Origin of the sequence: Pullulanibacillus sp. KACC 23026, from assembly GCF_029094525.1 — a bacterium.
Lineage (GTDB): Bacteria > Bacillota > Bacilli > Bacillales > Sporolactobacillaceae > KACC-23026.
This window is the reverse complement of record NZ_CP119107.1, coordinates 1,976,196-1,997,331: the sequence shown is the minus strand read 5'-3', so window position 1 is coordinate 1,997,331 and position 21,136 is coordinate 1,976,196. Positions and strand designations below refer to the sequence as shown.

23 protein-coding genes and 1 other annotated feature are annotated in these 21,136 nt (G+C 40.1%); of the genes, 2 read left to right on the top strand and 21 right to left on the bottom strand.

Annotation, left to right across the window (positions count from 1 at the left end; all coding sequences use genetic code 11):
• Window positions 1–50: 50 nt before the first annotated feature.
• The 6 genes from PU629_RS09430 to PU629_RS09405 form a co-directional block, all read right to left on the bottom strand.
• Window positions 51–1,310: an MDR family MFS transporter gene (locus PU629_RS09430; protein ID WP_275284015.1), complete on the bottom strand. Its 1,260-nt coding sequence runs from the start codon at window positions 1,308–1,310 to the stop codon at window positions 51–53.
• Window positions 1,311–1,400: 90 nt separating this feature from the next.
• Window positions 1,401–1,898 (bottom strand): dihydrofolate reductase, encoded by a 498-nt coding sequence (locus tag PU629_RS09425; protein ID WP_275284014.1) that lies wholly within the window; start codon window positions 1,896–1,898, stop codon window positions 1,401–1,403.
• Between the two features lie 168 nt (window positions 1,899–2,066).
• Window positions 2,067–2,606, bottom strand: a complete 540-nt coding sequence (locus tag PU629_RS09420) for a 5' nucleotidase, NT5C type (RefSeq protein WP_275284013.1) — start codon at window positions 2,604–2,606, stop codon at window positions 2,067–2,069.
• 18 nt (window positions 2,607–2,624) lie between these two features.
• Complete coding sequence (locus PU629_RS09415) at window positions 2,625–3,233, bottom strand: transglutaminase-like domain-containing protein (protein WP_275284012.1); 609 nt, start codon at window positions 3,231–3,233, stop codon at window positions 2,625–2,627.
• Complete coding sequence (locus PU629_RS09410) at window positions 3,233–4,111, bottom strand: DUF5700 domain-containing putative Zn-dependent protease (RefSeq protein ID WP_275284011.1); 879 nt, start codon at window positions 4,109–4,111, stop codon at window positions 3,233–3,235. Before PU629_RS09410 ends, PU629_RS09415 begins: the two co-directional genes overlap by 1 nt.
• Before the next feature lie 509 nt (window positions 4,112–4,620).
• Entirely contained in the window at window positions 4,621–4,779 is a 159-nt protein-coding gene (locus PU629_RS09405; RefSeq protein WP_275284010.1) for a hypothetical protein, read from the bottom strand.
• A gap of 1,387 nt (window positions 4,780–6,166) precedes the next feature.
• Here PU629_RS09405 and PU629_RS09400 point away from each other — a divergent pair.
• A complete protein-coding gene (locus tag PU629_RS09400) occupies window positions 6,167–6,784 on the top strand; it encodes an ABC transporter permease subunit (RefSeq protein WP_275284009.1) in 618 nt (205 codons plus the stop codon).
• A gap of 233 nt (window positions 6,785–7,017) precedes the next feature.
• Here PU629_RS09400 and PU629_RS09395 read toward each other — a convergent pair whose 3' ends face one another.
• The 7 genes from PU629_RS09395 to PU629_RS09365 form a co-directional block, all read right to left on the bottom strand.
• Window positions 7,018–7,626, bottom strand: a complete 609-nt coding sequence (locus tag PU629_RS09395; protein WP_275284008.1) for a YdcF family protein — start codon at window positions 7,624–7,626, stop codon at window positions 7,018–7,020.
• Window positions 7,627–7,673: 47 nt separating this feature from the next.
• Window positions 7,674–8,105: a GNAT family N-acetyltransferase gene (locus PU629_RS09390; protein ID WP_275284007.1), complete on the bottom strand. Its 432-nt coding sequence runs from the start codon at window positions 8,103–8,105 to the stop codon at window positions 7,674–7,676.
• A gap of 47 nt (window positions 8,106–8,152) precedes the next feature.
• The gene (locus PU629_RS09385; RefSeq protein WP_275284006.1) at window positions 8,153–8,935 is read right to left on the bottom strand and encodes a class I SAM-dependent methyltransferase; all 783 of its coding nucleotides are present in this window, start codon (window positions 8,933–8,935) and stop codon (window positions 8,153–8,155) included.
• Window positions 8,936–9,176: 241 nt separating this feature from the next.
• The gene (locus PU629_RS09380) at window positions 9,177–9,710 is read right to left on the bottom strand and encodes a GNAT family N-acetyltransferase (protein ID WP_275284391.1); all 534 of its coding nucleotides are present in this window, start codon (window positions 9,708–9,710) and stop codon (window positions 9,177–9,179) included.
• Window positions 9,711–9,787: 77 nt separating this feature from the next.
• The gene (locus tag PU629_RS09375) at window positions 9,788–10,441 is read right to left on the bottom strand and encodes an HAD family hydrolase (protein ID WP_275284005.1); all 654 of its coding nucleotides are present in this window, start codon (window positions 10,439–10,441) and stop codon (window positions 9,788–9,790) included.
• Between the two features lie 57 nt (window positions 10,442–10,498).
• Window positions 10,499–10,819 (bottom strand): hypothetical protein, encoded by a 321-nt coding sequence (locus PU629_RS09370; protein WP_275284004.1) that lies wholly within the window; start codon window positions 10,817–10,819, stop codon window positions 10,499–10,501.
• Between the two features lie 108 nt (window positions 10,820–10,927).
• The gene (locus PU629_RS09365; RefSeq protein WP_275284003.1) at window positions 10,928–11,152 is read right to left on the bottom strand and encodes a hypothetical protein; all 225 of its coding nucleotides are present in this window, start codon (window positions 11,150–11,152) and stop codon (window positions 10,928–10,930) included.
• 324 nt (window positions 11,153–11,476) lie between these two features.
• On the opposite strand from PU629_RS09365, the gene PU629_RS09360 reads away from it, so the two are divergent.
• On the top strand, window positions 11,477–11,839 hold the full coding sequence (locus PU629_RS09360) for a VOC family protein (RefSeq protein ID WP_275284390.1): 363 nt from the start codon (window positions 11,477–11,479) through the stop codon (window positions 11,837–11,839).
• Between the two features lie 184 nt (window positions 11,840–12,023).
• On the opposite strand, the gene PU629_RS09355 is transcribed toward PU629_RS09360, so the two are convergent.
• The 8 genes from PU629_RS09355 to tyrS form a co-directional block, all read right to left on the bottom strand.
• A complete protein-coding gene (locus PU629_RS09355) occupies window positions 12,024–12,728 on the bottom strand; it encodes a VanZ family protein (RefSeq protein ID WP_275284002.1) in 705 nt (234 codons plus the stop codon).
• Window positions 12,729–12,780: 52 nt separating this feature from the next.
• Entirely contained in the window at window positions 12,781–13,218 is a 438-nt protein-coding gene (locus tag PU629_RS09350; protein WP_275284001.1) for a hypothetical protein, read from the bottom strand.
• 62 nt (window positions 13,219–13,280) lie between these two features.
• The gene (locus PU629_RS09345; protein WP_275284000.1) at window positions 13,281–13,754 is read right to left on the bottom strand and encodes an NUDIX hydrolase; all 474 of its coding nucleotides are present in this window, start codon (window positions 13,752–13,754) and stop codon (window positions 13,281–13,283) included.
• A 1,742-nt stretch (window positions 13,755–15,496) separates the two neighbouring features.
• On the bottom strand, window positions 15,497–16,252 hold the full coding sequence (locus tag PU629_RS09340) for a class I SAM-dependent methyltransferase (protein ID WP_275283999.1): 756 nt from the start codon (window positions 16,250–16,252) through the stop codon (window positions 15,497–15,499).
• A 49-nt stretch (window positions 16,253–16,301) separates the two neighbouring features.
• Complete coding sequence (locus PU629_RS09335) at window positions 16,302–17,138, bottom strand: hypothetical protein (RefSeq protein ID WP_275283998.1); 837 nt, start codon at window positions 17,136–17,138, stop codon at window positions 16,302–16,304.
• 674 nt (window positions 17,139–17,812) lie between these two features.
• A complete protein-coding gene (locus tag PU629_RS09330; protein WP_275283997.1) occupies window positions 17,813–18,658 on the bottom strand; it encodes a DUF2785 domain-containing protein in 846 nt (281 codons plus the stop codon).
• A gap of 255 nt (window positions 18,659–18,913) precedes the next feature.
• Window positions 18,914–19,309, bottom strand: coding sequence for a hypothetical protein (locus PU629_RS09325; protein WP_275283996.1), 396 nt, complete (start codon window positions 19,307–19,309; stop codon window positions 18,914–18,916).
• A gap of 161 nt (window positions 19,310–19,470) precedes the next feature.
• Complete coding sequence (gene tyrS / locus PU629_RS09320) at window positions 19,471–20,718, bottom strand: tyrosine--tRNA ligase (protein WP_275283995.1); 1,248 nt, start codon at window positions 20,716–20,718, stop codon at window positions 19,471–19,473.
• A gap of 42 nt (window positions 20,719–20,760) precedes the next feature.
• Window positions 20,761–20,973, bottom strand: a binding site (T-box leader).
• Window positions 20,974–21,136 lie beyond the last annotated feature (163 nt).

Here is a 21,136-nt window from a genome sequence, read left to right as displayed (position 1 = left end):
TCTTTTTGTTTGCTCAGGCCATTTTTTCACCGTCTGTGCTACCCTCTTTCTCAACTCGTCTCACTAGACTGCCTCGCTTTTAAGCCTTGGATCGCCACATAAAAAAGCCACATGCTCAGAAAACCAATGACGGCATACGAACAACTGATGACTAGAGGTGCGGCAATTGCCCCAGCGCTAATAAAGAGAGCAGCCAATACCGATGCTCCCCTCACAACGAACGAATTCACGGCCATATAAGAACTTCGTGACTCTTTCGGAATACATTCAGCTAAATAAGCTTGCCGCATCGGCCAAAAAATGATTTCACCGAGCGTTGCCACGAATCCAGCTAAGAGGAGCAGAATAGGAGAGTTGTTAAACCCTAGAAAGAAGAAGCCTGCTGTATAAAGAACGAGCCCTGCTGACAAAACCTTCAGTCGATTAAACGGCTTTATTACTTTTCCAATAAACAAGGTCATTGCGGCGACAATGATTGTATTTTCAGCATTTAACCAACCGACCATGGACGTTCCGTCAACTTTTAGATGCAGGTCTCCCAATGAAAAAACCGTTTGCAGTGGCAATTGCTTGGATAGTCTTACCCCAATATAATTCGTCGTTTGGAATTCGAGGGTAAAAAAGAGGAGCGTGGCAAAGGTAAATACCATAAAAGTGGAATCTTTACTTACTTTTTTGTAGTGGGTCCCTACTCCCTTTACTAGATTCCAGCCGTTTACTCGACTTTCGTTTTTCTTTTGGTAAGTATCGCTGATCAAAAATAGGATGACCAAGACAGATAGGATTGAAATCGCCATTGACACAAGGAGTATGGCAAAAAAATGATTTTGAAAGAAGGCCCCTCCTATAAAGGACCCTAGAACAACGGATAGATTAGTCAGCCAATACATGAGATTATAAACCTCTGGCCGCTCATCGTTTGTGGTCACATCCATCACCATGGCCTCGGCAATTGGCTCCGCTATCGCTCCACTTACCGAAACGATGAGAAAAGCGATAAACGTGACGATGGTTGAATGCCAAAAAGGTGAATTCACTAGAACGAACAGAAGCGCACCTACCACTTTTACAAAAGACGCGATGGTCAAAATCGATTTACGGCCAATTGAATCGGCTAAATACCCTGCATATAGACCACCAATAAAGCCAATCAGAACCGTTATGACCAATAAAAGGCCAGTTATAACAGCACCCCATCGTTCAGAAAAATAAATCGCCATAAAAGGCACGTACATTGAACTCGATAAACTATTTAACGTAACATCTAGCAATCTGACTTGCACATTTGGATGTAATTTCCCCAACTCCATCTCTTTTCCCCTTTTTAATGATGAAATCTATCATACTGTATTTAGAAGAGTATGACAATCATAGATTAAGATCGATAAAGGGTTGGCTCGTCAGGATGTAGTCTCGATGCGCTTATAGATATGAAAGTCGTAACGATAAGGGTTTGCTTGATCGGTTAGTCCTTCTGTCACCGAGACCTCTCGCCACTCGCTCCAATCCACCTCAGGAAAATACGTGTCTCCTTCAAAGGCCTCGTAAATTCGAGTGACATACATTTTATGTACATAAGGTAAAAACAATCTATAAATCTCTTCCCCGCCAAAGATAAACATCTCTTCTTCGTTTTCGCAGAGCTTAAAAACCTCATCTATGGAATGCGCCATTTCACAGCCAAAAAAAGAAAGTCCAAGCTCTCTTGTTAGAACAATATTTCTTCTATTCTTAAGCGGTCTGCCAATGGATTCAAAACAGCGCCTACCCATGACAATCGCATGTCCCGACGTCATTTCCTTAACATAGTCCCAATCACGCGGCAGGTGCCAAGGAAGTTTATTAGCCTTGCCAATAACTTGATTCTCATCCATCGCGACAATGAGAGACACCTTCATCGCATTCACCTCCTTCTATAAAAACAATCTGGATTCAATGCCCACTCTCAGGTTAACCTCGCCAAAAGCTGTATAGTTGAGGCGCCGCCCCCCTACTGTGCGCGTTGGAGCTCCTTGTGTACATTTTTTTGAGCACCGACACCTTCGTTTTTTATATAGTAACTTCAGTTATGCCTTGGGCTGGTCGCCTAAAAAATACTCCCGGACTTCTTGCCAGTTGTTGACTCTGACATAGCCGGTTTCGAACAGATTGTGAGGTGAGCTGAAAAGAATGCCTTGGCCGATGAAACCTTTGAAGTTTCTAACGTTATCATCAATTAAATAGTCGGCGTGAATGATACTTTTATCGCCGCAGAAGACAAAGTTCATCTCATTCAAAAAGCTAAAATGCTCCTTCAACCACTCATATTTTGCCGCAAAAGAGCTCGGCACTTCCATTGCAGCCGTAGCAATATAAATTTCATAATGCTCACTAAGTTCTTTGATGACTTCCTGGCTGTCCTTAATGACATTTAAGCTGCGGAAAAAGCCATGATTGTCATAAAGACGTCTAATTTCGTCATTTAAATGAGGACGTAAATGAGCCAATTTCTTCCCCCGAAGATCATCAAGTGTTAAAGCCTCATTATGTTTTTCATTAAATAATTCGAGATGTTTAGGGACAAAATCGGCAATGACCTCGTCCATATCAATAGCAATTCGCTTCATTACAGGCCTCCAATTAGTTTATAAAAATGACGGAAGATGGGACACGTACATGTCGAGCGCATCGCCGTGAGTTTTCAATGTCTCAACAAGCTTAGGATGCGGCTCCACGTATATGGTTGGGTAATCATGCTCCCCCAGTTGCACATCTGGATAAAAGGCAAGCCGCTCCTCGTCGATCGAAAACTGAGCATCCACACCTTTCTTGTTACCCCGTGCGTCCAACCGGATCCACTTTTTCAATTCCTTTAAATACACAGCATTTAACGCATGGATGCAGTAACCTTTATCCGGTGTGTCAAAAAGCATCAAACGTTGATAGCAAAACCCAGTTGGTATGCCTTGGGCGCGGAGCAGTGCGGCAAGCAGATGGGATTTGGCGTAACAGATGCCCTCTTTTACTTCCAATACTTCAGACGCGTTACAGGTCACACGAGTGCCTTTAATATCCCATGAATGTGAAATCGTGTCACGTACAAATTCATATGTATTCTTTACTTTTTCAAACTCTGATTTGCATGAACTCCCCAATTTCGCAGCGGTCTCCAAAATCTTCCCATTCGATCGATCCACGACTGCTGTATCCGCTAAGTAGGCTTCTAGGTTCTCGGACTCTGCCACAAGCTTCATCAGGCTCCCCCCGATGTAATAGGACTCGATGCCTCATCCATCCAGTCTTCGATTTCTTGTTTGAGATCATGCCTTGCCCAGTAGATCATGGTTTCCTTTAAGCTTGTTTTTTGTATAAGCTGTTTGACAAAAACTCGTCCAAGGAGATAACCGAGCCGATTATACCCATATTTTTTTCCACCGCGAAGCCTGAACCACTCCCGCTCCTCTTCCATTTTCCAATGCTTCAAATCGTGTTGTATCGCCTTTTTCACCTCTATAAAATGCTCTTTGAAAAAAGTCAACCACGCTTCACTCGTCTCGTCAAATGAAAAATAAACTTTTTCAGATAAACCTGGTTTAACCAGCTCTGAAACGACCGTTGCCACGCCTTCTAAATAAATCGAGGTATAGCCATCCCCTGCCATTTTTGAAAAATCGAAGCCCGCATTCCCAAGCATTTCAAAATGGAAAGCGTGAGCCATTTCGTGTGCGACTAAAACAGTCAAATAATCCGGGTTGTCCGGCATCGTCTCTAGAGCGAAATGAAGCGTCCCATCATGTGTGACATAGGCATTTGACCCGAAGCAACCGACTAAAAGTCTTGTTTTAATGGTCATTTCAAGACCCATTAGGTTCGACAGCCTCTCATAAACCTCTTCAATGAGGGAAGGCAAAAGCTCGGCAGCGCGCTTCATGGTAGCGATCTGTTCGGGATAGCGTTCAAGGGCTGCTCCCAATCGCTCAGGTGTCCGCTGACAATGTTGCTGAAAATAATGGTTAAACACCTCTGGAGCCGTTTGATAATACCTTTCAAGGTCATCTAATGTAAAAGGTTGAAGTTTTTCCCAACTCTGAAAAAAAGCATTTGACAAGTCGTCAATCTCTAATTGAGCCATCCGGATCCCCCCACTCTCCTAGTATAACTATCCTTATAGTAGCATTATTTCCCGCTTAAAAAACAAAAAAACGACTATTAGTTCGACTATTATGAAATCAAATCAAGATGAATAGGCTCTTCCTTTTCTGGTGATATTATTATTGAAAGGCGCAAGTGAGTTAGACAATCGGATCTTTAGGGAGATGGTTGGGTTGAACAGGTTACTTGAAAAAGTCCACCTTTAACCGATAAGAACCATAAATCTTCTTTTGAAAGAAGGGTCTCCGAAAAGCACAAACCGATCGTCCTCAGAAGCTTAAACCTTTCATAGGGGTTCTATCTTACGGATAGAACCCCTATTTTTTCGTCACAAACTTCAATTACGATTTTCAGATTGAGCGTAACCAGAATACGCTATCGGCCTCCTAATGGGCTTTTCGAGTAATTAAGCGTAACGTGGATTCGCTATCCCTCAAATCCCCAATAAAAATTTTAAATATTAGAAATTATATAGGGCTTTCCGTTGATTTATGGTAAATTAATGGTAATAATTTGTCCAATTTCCCATAGATTCGAGGGGTTAGATCGGGATGTACGCCAGATAGAGCGAATGACGTAGACGAATTGGCGTTCATCGACGGGATGAACGCCAAATAGAGCGAATGACGTAGACGAAATGGCGTTCATCGACGGGATGAACGCCAGATAGAGCGAATGACGCAGACGAAATGGCGTTCATCGACGGAATGAACGCCAAATAGAGCGAATGACGCAGACGAAATGGCGTTCATCGACGGGATGAACGCCAAATAGAGCGAATGACGCAGACGAAATGGCGTTCATCGACGGGATGAACGCCAAAAGGAGTGGATGAGGCGGCCGAAATGGCGTTCATCGACGGAATGAACGCCAAATAGAGTGGATGAGGCGGCCGAAATGGCGTTCATCGACGGGATGAACGTCAAAAGGAGTGGATGAGGCGGCCGAAATGGTGTTCATCGACGGGATGTACGCCAGATAGAGCGAATGACGCAGACGAATTGGCGTTCATCGACGGGATGTACGCCAAAAGGAGTGGATGAGGCGGCCGAAATGGTGTTCATCGACGGGATGTACGCCAAATAGAGCGGATGACGCAGACGAATTGGCGTTCATCGACGGGATGAACGCCAGATAGAGCGGATGACGCAGACGAAATGGCGTTCATCGACGGGATGAACGCCAAATATTGCGAATGACGCAGACGAAATGGCGTTCATCGACGGGATGAACGCCAAATAGAACGGATGACGCAGACGAAATGGCGTTCATCGACGGAATGAACGCCAAATAGAGCGAATGACGCAGACGAAATGGCGTTCATCGACGGGATGAACGCCAAATAGAGCGAATGACGTAGACGAAATGGCGTTCATCGACGGGATGAACGCCAAAAGGAGTGGATGAGGCGGCCGAGATGGCGTTCATCGTCGGGATGAACGCCAAATAGAGCGGATGACGCAGACGAAATGGCGTTCATCGACGGGATGAACGCCAAAAGGAGTGGATGAGGCGGCCGAAATGGTGTTCATCGACGGAATGAACGCCAAATAGAGCGAATGACGTAGACGAATTGGCGTTCATCGAGACAATAGGAAAAACTTTTAGCGCGTTCATTTGGACTATTTTTGGCTTAGTCCTTATAAGTGCTTCTCCTGCTTTATTTCATGATACTCACTTAACTGTCTATCCGTTTTTAACTCAGATTTTACAATTGTTAAAGGAAGCTATTCAACCTAGCCACATTCTTTACGTCAATCCGTTATCTCATGTTGAACGGCATTTGTTTCCTGATTTTTCACGCTTTATTCATACTCACTCACGCTTGTTCTTTGGACTTATCTGGTTTCGATTGTCCTTGCCATTGTCCTGTCTACTCTCTTAATCTTCCTCAAAAAATGGACAATCGGTCTGTTCAAAGGCGTCCTGTTTACGTTTGAATCACTTCCCGACATCTTCATCATTTTGATCATGCAATACTTCCTAGTGTGGTTCTACAAAAGAACAGGCCATCATCTCGTTCAGTTTGTGCAATTTGGATGTATCTGTCACCCCGTTCAACATTAAAAGCACACCCTCAACCCTGTTTCAAGCGATTCAAACGGTTCCGATTTCCTTAGTCCTCTATTTTATCCTGCAGCCGGCTATTTTTGATAACGATAAATATGTCTTCTTTATGGATGTCATTCGATATTCCGGCGGTTATTCCCAGTATCCGCCTACAACTCTCTGGGATGTTGTCCTATTCGAAACGATACTGCTTACAGCGGTATCCGTTCCCCTCGTAAGCAAAATGTTTGCCGATGAGGCACGCGATTTACTAAAAAAGGAGTATGTCAATGTCTCGAAAACATTAGGTGCCAGTAAATGGACACAAATTCGAAAGCATGTCCTGCCAGAGCTTATGCCAAACGTGTTTGTCGTCTGGATCCAGCCAATCATTCAAGCTTTATTAATGATTGGCCAGCTCGGTGTTCTCCAGCTCTACTTTGGCGGGACCGATGTCATTAGGAGGGCCATGGAAACGGACGTTATTCCTAGAACTAACGAGTGGTCGGGCTTTATAGGCTACCAGTATCAGAATTTTGGTGCCCCCCCCATGGACCGTACTGATCCCGCTTGCCTTCTTCTTTTTAGTTATTTTGTCATATAACTTGTTACTTGAAGGCTTCAATCGCACCAGAGAGCGTCAGAAATTCAGTAAAAAAAATGGCCAAGAAAAAAAGAACAGCGACGCCTTCCAAAGCACCCGTCTTACAACAAAGTGATTTTCATATATCGTCATAAAACGAAAACTCAGGCTGCTAGAGAGTAGCCATCAGATAAAGGGCTCGCCATCAATTCCTATTTTGGGAAGCCCTTTTCTAATAACATTCTTTCGTTCATCTACAGGTCACCAAGATCAAGATCCACGAGAGCGCCTTGTTTCACATATTTGATTAGCTTTAAGCATTCTGTTCGCACTCGCCTTCTCCCTTTTTCAGTAAGAAACCAATTATTCTTATTTGTATTTGTATCATTGGCCTGGCACAAGGTAAATTCAATCCATTTGGGCATATAGGTTTTTAATGTTAAGTGAAGCCTTCTCATATGATACGAAGTGGTTACGACTAATAGACGTTTAATCGCATATAAGTGAAACGCTCTGTCCAATACCAATAAGGAAGCCACGACATTTTCTAATGTATTCAATGACCCGTCTTCTATTAAAATGTCGGTCTCCGGCACCCCTAATGCTATGGCTTCATTCTTTAATGTGAGTGCTTCAGGTAAACCGCCTTCCTCCCATCGCATACCGCCAGAGAATAATAGCTTTCCGGCTCTCCCTTGTTGATAAAGCTCTACCGCTTTAGGTAAACGATATTGAAGCGCCTTGCTGCTTCCTACAACAAAGATACAATCACCAGATTTTTGATCATCCTCAATCCCTTTAAATAACAAATCGGCCATCCGTTCGTCTGTCAGATCCGCTTCACTTAATTGGGAAATATACAAGTTTTCACCTCTTTATTAGATGACAAAGCCATTTAAGTTAAAAGTCTTTAAAGTTGTCGTTTAAATAATTGCTGCCAATTAATGTTTTGATAGCCGATTTTTTCATAAAAAGCATGGGCTTCTTTTCTCTGTCCACCTGAACGTAATCTGATTTCTTCATACCCCTTTTCTTTCGCCCACTCTTCACATCTTCTCATTAACCTCTCGCCTATTCGTTGCCGCCTTTTTTCAATATCAACCACTAATCCACCAATTTCGGCATATTCCAGTTCAATCAAGTGTTTCCCAAAAATGTGGATCCAGCCAGATAGAGTTTCTAAACCTTCATTGGTTTCAAACACGAAAACCGCATGATCATTGTCGTTTAATATTTGATCTACACGCGAGGAAATTTCTTTCTCTGACACGGGATAACCTAATGGCAAACAAAGGCGTGTGATTTCAGACAGATCACTTAGACTAGCCTTTCTAATGGTCATCGATTTCTCTCCCATCCTTCAATTAATAAAAATGAGCAGCGATTCATTTAGTTACTTGGTTTTGTAGCCTTTAAGACAAATGCTTCTCCTTTAAAGGATTGGATGATGTCATTTTCAATTACCACCTCAAACTTTTGCTTCATTTCATGGGAACTGTTTAATAGAAATTGGGTTAAAGCGTCTTTATCAGTAGGGGAAAGGTTCATGCGGTCACACCAAGGTGCAAATTGAAAGGTCTTCTCAAATCGGTGCCATTCTTGGATAACCAACCCGCTTGTTTCCAGCATTCGAATCCACTCTGACTTTTTCCAAGCTCGAAAATGACTATAATCCCGCATTTTCTCTAATTGATTATAAAATTGATCCAATACATCCGATTCCGGAACCACATTATCATCAAGCAGAAATTGACCATTTGTTCGAAGCACGCGCGCGACTTCAGAAATAAAAGCTTGGACATGTGGGAAATGATGCGCCGCAATTCGGCACGTTACGAGATCAAAAGATTGATTAGGAAAAGGAAGACTTTCCGCATCGCCCGACACAAATTTCACATTCTGATGCCCATTCCCTGTAATAAATTGTTCAGCTGCTTCAAGCATTTCTTTCGTTAAATCAAGCGCTGTCACTTGTTTTACAAGAGAAGCAAAGGCATTAGCCGTATGGCCGCCGCCTGTCGCAATATCGAGAAGTTCTTCCGTCCCGACCGTGTCGGCGATCTCAACTAACTTCTTAAGATCTCTCCCCTCTTTGTGTATGGGACTATTAACGTATGAAGCTGCACTTTTTCCAAATTGATGTTGAACATTCCCTTTATTTTCATTTTCCATCTCAGCCACCACCACTTTACTTATATTGAAAACAATATAACGCAAATCTAACTAATTTAAAATGTTTGATTTCTTATACTCATAGATAAGAAAAACTTATGAAAATTAAATGTGAATAAGCATTTGGCTTATATAAATAAAAACCAACCATTTAAATCTATAAAAAAAGCGTGTGCCTAATAACCAGATTCACGCTGACTGTTTTGTAAAAACGAAACATTGTTTATGAAAGAAGTAGCCTTCATTGTTTCTTCCATTCGTGTTCTAAGATACTATGTAGCAATGAATCTCTCCATCCATCTTTGATTAACAAATGATCACGCATTCTCCCTTCCTGGGTCATCCCAACCTTTTTTAAAACTTTGGCCGATCCAATGTTTCTTGGATCGCAGGTGGCATAGATCCTGTGGAGTTGAAGTGTTTCAAACCCATAATGAATCAATAGTTTTGCAGCCTCTGTTGCAATTCCTTTCCCCCAATAATTTGGGTTTACTATATAGCCCATTTCACCGGCTTTGTTAATGGAATCTCTAATCGTTAATTCCCCGGCACCAATCATTGACGAATCATAAATAATAGCAAAAGCAAATCTTGTTCTCGGTTCTTGAATGGCCGCACTCATCACTTGATTTACAAATGCCTTCGAGTCCTCTTCACGGTTAGGTCCCCAAGTCTGATAGCGACAAACGATGTCTTGAGAGGCATACTGATGAACAGCCACCCAGTCATCTTCCTTAAATTCTCGTAAATGCAGCCGACCACTCGAAAGACAAATGTTTGAATTTCCGATGATAACCCTCTCCCCCAAAAAGTTTTATATCTATTTGCCGCTCCTTATCGGTTAATTGGTTCTTACAATTTAGGTAAAATCGTTTTTAATTCCATTAAGTCATGTATGACAAGATCCGCCTGAGAAAGTTCTTCTTCTTTTGCAAAATCGAAATGACAGCCAATGGCTAGTAATCCGTTGTTTTTGGCAGCGCTAATATCCGATAACCGATCTCCAACTACGGCTGCATGAGTAATATTATATTTATCCAAAAGACTTCGAACCAAATCGGATTTATTAAATGAATGGATTTGTTGAATACTAACCGTTTCAGTCACCCAATCATCCAACCGATAATAGCTGACGATGGTTTGCAAGTATTCGGATAACCCATTACTTGCTATATAAATGGAACACTCTTGTTCTTTTAAATAGGTAAAAACAGCCTTTACGTTAGGATATAAGGCTCCTTTCCCATTCTTTATATTTTCAATCAATTTTTCCTGAAAATAGACATCCATTTGTTCTCTTTCTTCATTGGAATGATAAGGGAGCAAGATTTCCCATACTTTTGGTAGAGGTACACCCATAATTTGACGGTATTTATCAATAGGGGTTCCTCCATCCCATCTATTTCGTAACCGTAAGTGATCAAAGGCCTCTTCAAGCGCTAAATTTAAAATTTTATCTGTTTGAAAAAGTGTTCCATCCATATCAAATATAAATGAGTGTTTCATTGTAGGCTCTCCCCCTTATAAAGCATACAGATTGGAAGTTTCCACGCCTTCTTCCAACTAACGCACATCGTTCAACAGACTTCTCTTTGCAATCATTTTCAATAAGAACCAGGTGATCAAGAGATAAAACGGATAGACAATAATCGCAACGGCTTGGTCCAATAACCAAGGAATGGTTCCGATATATAAGGCCGCAGAAGCCGATTGAAACCATAGAACCAAAGCAATCAGTACTAAAAGACTCAAACCGAACAACGCGAAGTACCCTTTAGCGACGCTTTGAAGTTTTTTCGTAAGTCCCACACCCACCAAAAAACTAATGATTGCCCCGACTAACAACAGAATAAAATAAGTGTTCACAACCGTATCAATACTCATAATCCCCCCCAATCTTACCCCTTGATGCAATCAGATTGGCTTGGCTAAAGACCAAACAGAAGTTCCCGCCAAACTATGCAGCTCCGTTAATTTACAATCTTGCAGTCGCTACTTCCTAAATGTATCATCACCTGATAAGTCCAATATCTCAGCTATTAAACCTCTACAAAGAACCCCTAATCCGGTTAAAAAGACAACTATTCCTAAAACACAAGTCAAGTAAGAGACCCAACTGCTTCCGTAGCCGCTAATCGTACATAGGAGCTTATCAACACCTGCCAAAGACAAAATAATAAGACTAGTACTAAGCAAAAACGTTCCAATTACATTCACCTATAAACCAACTCTTATAATAAGTTAATAAAATGAGCCCTTAACCGAAAAAATGATAAACTAAAACCTTCTCCTTTCAGTACTTCATTTAGATTTAACTCTTCTTGGATTTAAAGAAGAATAAACTTAAGCCTCTCTATTTTTCACGCTTTCCAAATCCCATAACAAGTCTTGCCACTATCACAGCAATTGTATAGAAGACAAAAAGTTCCCAATCAACCGCCCTGAGGATTTGAATTTTCTACTATTAGAACAGTCAAAAATAGACTATTATATAAAAGTAAGATACATACTAGTTTCATTTAGGAGGAATGCGTTGTGAAAATGGAACATGTCGGGATTATGGTGAATGACATGGATGAGTCTTTAGCGTTCTATCAAAACACCCTTGGTTTAGAGCTAAGACATAGAGAGTGGTTAAATGATACGGTTGAGCTTGCCTTTTTATACTTCCCAGAGCAGCCGAGTGTAGAGGTTGAACTTGTCTGCGGAGGCAAGTCAGAAAACGAAGGAATCGTGAATCACTTGGCCTTTACTGTTGAAAACATTGAAGCTGAACTCTTACGTCTTAAAGAAGCAGGCGTCAAATTAGTAGATGAAGCACCTCGAAGCATTTTAAATGACACGGTTAAAATCGCCTTTTTCCAAGGTCCGAATGGTGAGAAGCTAGAATTGGTTGAAAGATAACTAAATATAGCAATGCGAAAAATAATAGGTGAGTGGTTCGCCACTCTCTTTTTTTTGAAAAAATTCGTTATACACTAAGAAGAGCTTTTCATGAAAACTACTTGTTTCCTCACCGTTATAGAGAACTTCAAGAATTTCAGAAGTCAAAACGTCATAAACCCTGTAATTTATACGAGAGCTTAGATTAATGAATTGATTTAATCGTAGGCGGCTGTCCCTTATTCATTGAAATTTTTATTTGTGACCATATGTAAAAACAACCTATTCCAATTCCGGCACTAATCGTGTTCAAAATAAGAGCATCAATATCAACGCTTCTATTCATACCTAGACTAAATACGTCGTAATAGAAAACTAGTAGAAACTGGATGATTTCAATTCCGACACTGCAAATAAATGAAACCCAAATGGTCTGTTTATAACGTTTTGTCCATTTAAAGTAGAGCATCGCAAAAGCAAGAGGGGCAAGCATCAGCACATTTCCAACTACTTGATATAACGCATAGAAATAAGATGGGCTTCCCTTTATTACACTGATTATCCCTTTTAATGGAATGAGATTGACCGTGGCAAATACGTGTTGAGCATTGTTTAAAGAAAAATTAGACATTCCATGATCAAACACTAAAAAGATTCCAGTTAAATGGATCGTTTCGTCATACAAAATGCAAAAATAAACGACGAACAAAACACCAATTAACCAGTCAAAGAGATGATGCAAGGCAGTGTGCCTTAACAATAAAATTAATAAAATAAAAATAATTAATAGGTTTATCAGTTGTTCAAACTTATAAAGGCTGATATTAACATGCAAAAATATAGTTCTGTAAAAAAAGAGTGGGATAACTAATAAAATATATTTCATATCATGCTCCTTTGAACTTGACATCCCTATTAAACTCTCTAAGCACTAGTTGTGCCCGAAAGCTAATCCCTTAATTTCAATAACTCGATTTCAGTGATTTATGAGTAAACTCATCTAATTTCTCATAAGCGAACCAATCAATACCTGAACGGACATCTCCATATTTAATCGTATGGGTAACCGCATTTGAGCTCATAAAAATAGTGTGAGGAACAAAAGATTTTACGGTGACAGTCTCCCCTTCTCGTAAAAAACGCAAATGACACTCTCCGTTTGGATTCATTTCGGCAAAGACAATCCAACCAAATTGAACAACATATAACTCAGAAAGTTCCTTGTGATAATGACTATTCTGCCAAGAACCCGTCTCAGCCCCGACTGTTCGACAATACGAACTCCCCTCCGGACCATCTAACTTATACCTCTTTTGGCCATTATCCATAAGCTCAAAATTCACCTTTATTCCGAATCTACTCGCCTCCTCTAGACTTATTTTTTCAGGATTATATGCCATGCGTTTGCCTCCCCTGTATCTTAAGGCTTTGTTCATTCATGTAAAATCGCGCTTTAATCGGATCATAATGAACCAATAATCGGAAGCGGTTTTTGTGAGAGTAAATCGTTGACTAACATCTGATGTTCCGTAAAGATCTTATCGGGTAATTCCTTTAGCGAAAAAAACTTATTTTCCATCGACTCTTCGTTGCTTTCCACCAATTCACCCTTAAATTCCTTACAAATAAATAAAATAAAAACTGGGGATACTTGGTCACCATTAGGAAACGTTTTGTCATATTGCGGTCCTGAATAAATTCCAAATAATTCAAGGTGACCTAATTGAAGCCCTGTCTCTTCATATACTTCCCTTTTGGCTGTATCTTGTACACTCTCACCTAATTCCATAAAACCACCCGGAAATCCCCATTGCCCATTATCCGAACGCCTTTGCATAAGCACTCGATTCTCATTATCAAAAACAATCGCCCCGGAAACAACCATTAAAACCTTTTCGTTTCCAACCATTGACCTCAGGCTGTTTATATAATCCAATTCTCCTCCACCCTTCGCATTGGTTCATACTAGGCTAATTCCGAACAGCATAACTTACCCTGTCATAATCATTAGTTACATAAGTTTTTATTATTGTTATAATTTTAACACTATTAAACCATTAATTGGGAAAAAAAAGATCAAACGTGGGCTCCAAAGCACCAGAACTTAGCGTAGGCGGAGTCCTTTTCTTGGAATGAGGGCTCCAATACACACAATCATGGCGTGAGCGGAACCCTTTGTGTGTGATGGGGGCTCCAATACACACAATCATGGCGTGAGCGGAGCCCTTTGTGTGTGATGGGGGCTCCAATACACAAAATCTTAGCGTGACTGGAGACCTTTGTGTGTGATGAGGGCTCCAACACACACAATCTTAGCGTGACTGGAGCCCTTTGTGTGTGATGAGGGCTCCAATACACACAATTATGGCGTGAGCGGAACCTTTTGTGTGTGATGAAGGCTCCAATACACACAATCATGGCGTGAGCGGAACCTTTTGTGTGTGATGAGGGCTCCAATACACACAATCTTAGCGTGACTGAGGCCCTTTGTGTGTGATGGGGGCTCCAATACACACATTCATGGCGTGCGTGGAGCCCTTTGTGTGTGATAGGGGCTCCAATACACAAAATCTTAGCGTGACTGAGGCCCTTTGTGTGTGATGGGGGCTCCAATACACACAATCTTAGCGTGACTGGAGCCCTTTGTGTGTGATGGGGGCTCCAACACACACAATCTTAGCGTGACTGGAGCCCTTTGTGTGTGATGGGAGCTCCAATACACACAATCATGGCGTGAGCGGAACCTTTTGTGTGTGATGGGGGCTCCAATACACACAATCATGGCGTGAGCGGAACCTTTTGTGTGTGATGGGAGCTCCAATACACACAATCATGGCGTGAGCGGAACCTTTTGTGTGTGATGGGGGTTCCAATACACACAATCATGGTGTGAGCGGAGCCCTTTGTGTGTGATTAGGGCTCCAATACACACATTCATGGCGTGAGCGGAACCTTTTGTGTGTGATGAGGGCTCCAATACACACAATCATGGCGTGAGCGGAGCCCTTTGTGTGTGATGGGGGCTCCAATACACAAAATCATGGCGTGAGCGGAGCCTTTTGTGTGTGATGAGGGCTCCAATACACAAAATCTTAGCGTGAGCGGAGCCCTTTGTGTGTGATGGGGGCTCCAATACACAAAATCTTAGCGTGACTGAGGCCCTTTGTGTGTGATGGGGGCTCCAATACACAAAATCTTAGCGTGAGCGGAGCCCTTTGTGTGTGATGGGGGCTCCAATACACAAAATCATGGCGTGCGTGGATCCCTTTGTGTGTGATGGGGGCTCCAATACACATAATCTTAGCGTGACTGAAGCCCTTTGTGTGTGATGAGGGCTCCAATACACACATTCATGGCGTGCGTGGAGCCTTTTGTGTGTGATGAAGGCTCCAACACACCAAATCTTAGCGTAAATGGAGCCCTTTGTGTGTGATGGGGGCTCCAATACACACAATCATGGCGTGCGTGGAGCCCTTTGTGTGTGATGGGGGCTCCAATACACACAATCATGGCGTGAGCGGAGCCCTTTTCGTGGGATGGAGGCTTCAATGAACCAAACTCTTTTAGACATGCTTCGATCATGAGAGGGTTGAGCATTCTTTGACCTGAAATTAGGGTTTCATCCATAATCTGTGTAAAATTGGATGTCCCAACCAGAAAGTATCACCAAACCGATTTTCATTTTTTAACAGCTTTGATGATCATAGTAGTCGGAAATTTCCTAGCCTTATACAAAGAATAATAACGATCTGACACCTCTTCCTTTATCGGATCATAATTGGCTGATACTTCACTTTCTATGACCGCTTCTATTGTAAAGCCTACTTTGATCAATTCATTAATATAGGTACTTAATTTTCTTGTTGGGATAGCCATCGGGGCGTCTTCCCCTTTAAAATTTGGATAAGTTATCACGCCTTCATCCTGATAAGACCCATTAAGATAGAGCTGCCCATTTTCACTTTTAAGGTGAGCGTATAGTGGATGATCCCAGCTAAATATAAAACAGCCGCCTTGCTTTAAATAAGAATAAACTAGTTTAAAAGTTGTGGCTAAATCCGTGGACCATCCAATCGCGTAAATGGAATAGACATAGTCAAAATAGAATTCAGGCAATCCATTCTCCACTTCCATGGGTGAACAAAATAATCGAGGCTCCAGACCTTTTAACGTTTCTCTCGCCGCCTCTATTTGTGTGTCGGATAAGTCCAGTCCCCACAATTCACCGGCCCCTTTCTCAGCCATGTAGCGTAATGAATGCCCGCTCCCACATCCTATATCAAGCACCTTTTTATTTGTTAGGTCACCAAATAAACCTAATTCTTCTTCCGTTTGAGTAAAAGGTCCATAACTCGGCAAAGCATCTTTCCCATTAAAATGATGAGCAACTGTATTCCAGCTCTTCTTATTTTGTTTAATAATTTCCGTATTCATTTTGACCTCCATCAATTGACCGTTATATAGATCAAAAGGCAGCCAGAAGCTACCCTAAAAAAATCATGTTGAATACAGCCTCAACCCATTCGCGGTCTTCTGCTAATCCAACTAATCTGCATAAGTTTTTATGAACACTTTCAAATTCTGGAAGGATCCCCTTTATAACATTCATGATCTCAATTGGATCTCTTCCGCAATGCCATGCTTCAAGAAGCTCGAGCTGCCAATCCCATAATTTACTTCTACTTCCTTCTAATTTTGCCCAATCCCCAAAAGTATTAGGTTGATGACCTGCCTCCATATACCAAGCTGTAACCATTGATAATCGTATCTGATCAAGACAATGCAGAGCATAGTAAATTTCTTTTCTCATAACTCTTCTATAGGCTTCGTGAACATAGGCAAAAAATTTGGTTCTCCAAATTTCTACTTCTTGAACACTTGGTTTATAGGACAAACTCATTGATTTTATTAAGGCATTCATAACAAGGCTTTTTGTATCCCTCACAATTTTAATGTCCTGCAGCCAAACAGATGGTTGAATATCTTTCGGTTTATAATAAAACGTGTCTACTTTTATGAAGCTCTCGTAATGAGCGATACTGTGTGTCGCCCAAGGCAAATCCTCATAAAACAGAACTGGCCCCCAATTTCGAGCTCTTTGTTTTTTATTTAACCTATACTTTTCAAACGCGTCATCTTTCACGACAATACGAAGATCAATATCAGAATATAAATCAGTCGTGTTATTTCCAACAGATCCACCATAAAAGATGGCCAGTATATTTTCATCACTAACTAAATCACATTCAATGGCTTTAATTAAACGTTGCCGATGATTAGGAATTTCTGAATCTCTTTGAAGCTTTGCCTCGAATCCCACACATTCTTATACAACTCCTTGTTTTATAAAATTGTTTGATTCGTATAAACTCGTTCATTTATTCAATTATTCCAAATCCTTAACTTGCAAAAAACGTGTACCGTTTGAGTTCAAACGATTCCGAGCCAACTCTCGGCCCCGTGCGAAGTTGGACATTCGCATCATTCGTTCCAAATATTATTTTAGTATTCTTCTGTAACTATCCTCTAATTCATGAATGTATTTATAATAGAAATGACTAAAAAGACTAGTAGGAAGTATCCTTTGTTTACTTTTCTATTTCTATCTCCAACTAAAAAGGATATAACCACGAGACAAATTATATAAATAATTGTGTACAGAATAATTATTAAAAATGCTAAATACCAATTATTTATTCCCAAATGGATGCCTTTTGTAATTAGACTTATTGTTATATACGACAAAAAAAGAGTTATTAGCTCAACCAAATTGCCTTCACTACGTTTAAATAGCCCCCGAAGTAAGTCACGAAACAACACTGCTTCCCCCCTACTAAAATCAGCTTAACTATTGTTATTTATATAAATGAATTTGAGTACTTTTCCTAATTTACTTTTAGCTTAGCATAAAAAATGACTTATTTCTAAAGATTTATAATTTTCGTAACAAATGGCAACGAATTTAGGAAAACAGCCAAATAAATTGAGGTTACCCTAAGCTCCATCTGATTGATACAATTGGTTGTGCCATTGTTCTAGAACATGAGCAACGTTGTCTCTCAAGCTTTTGCAGCAATCTTTAAACAGTAATCTAAAATAAAAAGTCCTGCAAAACTGACTGAAATTAGTCATTAGCCGAAAAAATGGCAAACTAAAACCTTCCTTTTTGAAGACTTCTTTTAATGAATCCGAAATCTCTAATAGCCAAGAACTCATTTCTTCTTGTGTAACACCCTTCTCCATAAGGGCTTCTATGACAAAGATAAGTCTTTCATCTTCATCATCAATATAGGGATGATTTCTTAACCTGTCTTTTAGTAAACACATTTTTATGGCTTTGAGATAGTCAGGCACATAGTCGATTCGAAACAAAGGATGCTTCACGGCTTCCGTTAGTAAATCAGAGCCGTGAGCCACACTATGTGCCCATCCCTTTCCCTCAACGTATCCACGAATATCTTCTTCAAGCTTTATGTACTCACAACTTTCTTCAATGATACGTTGAACCACACTTTCAGCTAAGAAACGAGTTTGTCTATCTTTTTCTAAGATAAGTGCCACAACCAACGATGAAAAAGAACGTGTGAAAACTGAATCGCTCTCTTTTTGTCTAATATCCATATACATTTTCTTTAGACAAACTTCTAAAATATATTCCATTTGTTTGATTGTTAAATAGTCATCTAAAATCAGCTTCCCAAAAGCATTATAAATTAGAGTATCACGTAATTCTGAATCAACTGCCCCGATATTGTCTAGCATTTCTTCAAGAAGAACATCTAAATCAATGTCTTTCAAGTTTCCGTCATTCCATGCCATAAGATCTGCTTTCAGTGACACAGGAATATCTCCCCTTCCACTTCTTTGAGTTGAGATGATGCTTTTAATTTCTTATTTTAGTAAGTCCAATGATATGTACTAGATTTTAAAGCAAAAATCTCTTTGTTTATTTTAATAAATTCACTCTAATATTACATAATATCCCAAAAATGATCCATGAATATTTCGAAGGCATTTTCTTCTCTCCACAATGCCCCTTGTCTGGTACAGTGCCCGCATCCCACATTCAGTTAACTGTTTATCCCATTTTGATTACTAATCCATATAGAAATCCGGCAAATTTGGTAGTCCATCAACCGATATTTTGGTTATAGAGAAAGTGTAGAACCCAGTCACATGAACATATAAGTCAACTGGCTTCCCATTGACCTTAGCTTTATAGTGGTTAACTTTCTTGTTATGATCCAATTCTTCTTCAATATCACTTATGTTCGGGTCTTTCGAGGAATTTTTGAAAAAATCAACTGTCAAAGTGTCTTTAGAAACAGATTGAATTTCAACGGGATTATGAATTAAATGATTTAAATCTCTTTTTATAAAAAACTGATCACCATTGAAAAAAGCTATCCACAAACTAAAACAGAAAAATAAAAAGCCAAGTCCTATAATTCCTACAATTAACCAAAGAACTGATTTCCCAACTCTACTCATTCTTTCACCCTTTATTGTTTATCAATTCTTGGTAAAATCTTGATTCGGATCGCTCGTTTTAAGCCCAAGGGACTGCAATTCAATACAAACCCAAAAAGCAAATAAAAAGCATAAACCAGCCAAACAATGTAAGTATACAAGGATTATTACCCCTAAGTTGTTTATTGCATTGTGATTCGAACCATTTTCCGTTTCCCTATTTGAATGATTAATCCCTCTTCTAAGCCCACCATTAATTGATTGTCTTTAACCTTAGTTTGATTCAAACGGACTCCTCCATTTTGAATCATTTTTCTTGCTGCCGTTTTGGACTCTATTAAATCGAGTGCCATAAGTAGATCACTAATAGGCATTTGCTTTGTTCCACTCCACTTAATAAGGGGAATAGTTTCAGGTATTGCCTTTTTTTGAAATACGTCTCTAAAATAGGTCTCGGCTTCTTCAGATTGTTCAACACCATGGTAAATGCTAACAATTGTCTTTGCTAAAAACATTTTGGCATCGCGAGGATGGAGCTTTCCATTTTTTAGCCCTTCTTTAATTTTATTTTTTTCTTCTAGTGTTAGATCGGTTACTAAATCAAAATATTTGGTTATGAGGACATCCGGAATGGACATTGTTTTTCCGTACATGTCATTAGGCTGATCGTCTACACCGATATAATTATTCTTTGACTTCGACATTTTATCTACGCCATCTAAGCCTTCAATTAATGGCAGTAATAGCACGACTTGTTTCTCTTCCCCAAAGTGCTCTTGTAAATGCCGACCCATTAATAGATTAAAGTGCTGATCAGTACCTCCGAGTTCGATATCCGTCTTAAGCGCTACTGAATCGTATCCTTGCATAAGCGGGTAAAAGAATTCATGAAGTGAAATCGGTTTACCCGAAGAGAACCGATTTGAAAAGTCATTTCGCTCCAACAACCGAGCAACCGTAATACTGGAGGAAAGATGAATGACATCTTCAAAATTCAACCGGGATAGCCATTCAGAATTATAATGAAGTTCAACTTTATCCATATCAAGAACCCTGCTGAATTGTTCGAAATAAGTCTTGGCGTTGTGCTTGACCTCCTCGTCAGTTAATTGTCTTCTCGTAGCTGTCTTATCTGTTGGATCACCAATTCTTCCGGTAAAATCACCGATTATCAATTGAATAATATGACCGTTTTCTTGGAACTGTTTTAGTTTGTTTAAGACAACCGTATGACCAAGATGAATATCGGGAGCAGAAGGATCAAGACCAAGCTTTACTCTAAGAGGTTTATTTGTGAGAAGAGAGCGAGCTAGTTTATTTTTCAATTCCAATTCTGGAATCATTTCATGGGACCCGTTTTTGTAAGTATTCAATTGCCTTTCGACTTCTAACTTTTGCTCGTTTGATAGTTGCTCAATAAAATTCTCCACTATAATTCCTCCATTTTTGCCAAAATTAAAACCACGCCCCTAAATAGGGACGTGGTTAACGCGGTACCACCCTAATTGAAGATTGCTCTTCCACTTCATAATGTAACGGTTTTAAGCCGTTCTTTGCTACCGAACACTTTTCACAAAGAAAGTTCAAGGAGGTAATTCACCTTTTATCTTTGTGCTAATTCTCACCGCCATTAGCTCTCTTGAACAGGGAGATAAAAAGTTACTGATTCCTATCATCACTTGTATTAATATTTCTAACATTTTAACACATTTAATTTAAAAAACAATCCCTGGATCTTTCCCCCTTTAGTTTATCGATATGATCCATGAAAAAATACCAAATGCTTAGAAACTGTACATTACAATTTCAGTTCAGGGTATTCTGTTCGATTGGAAAATAAAAGCACCT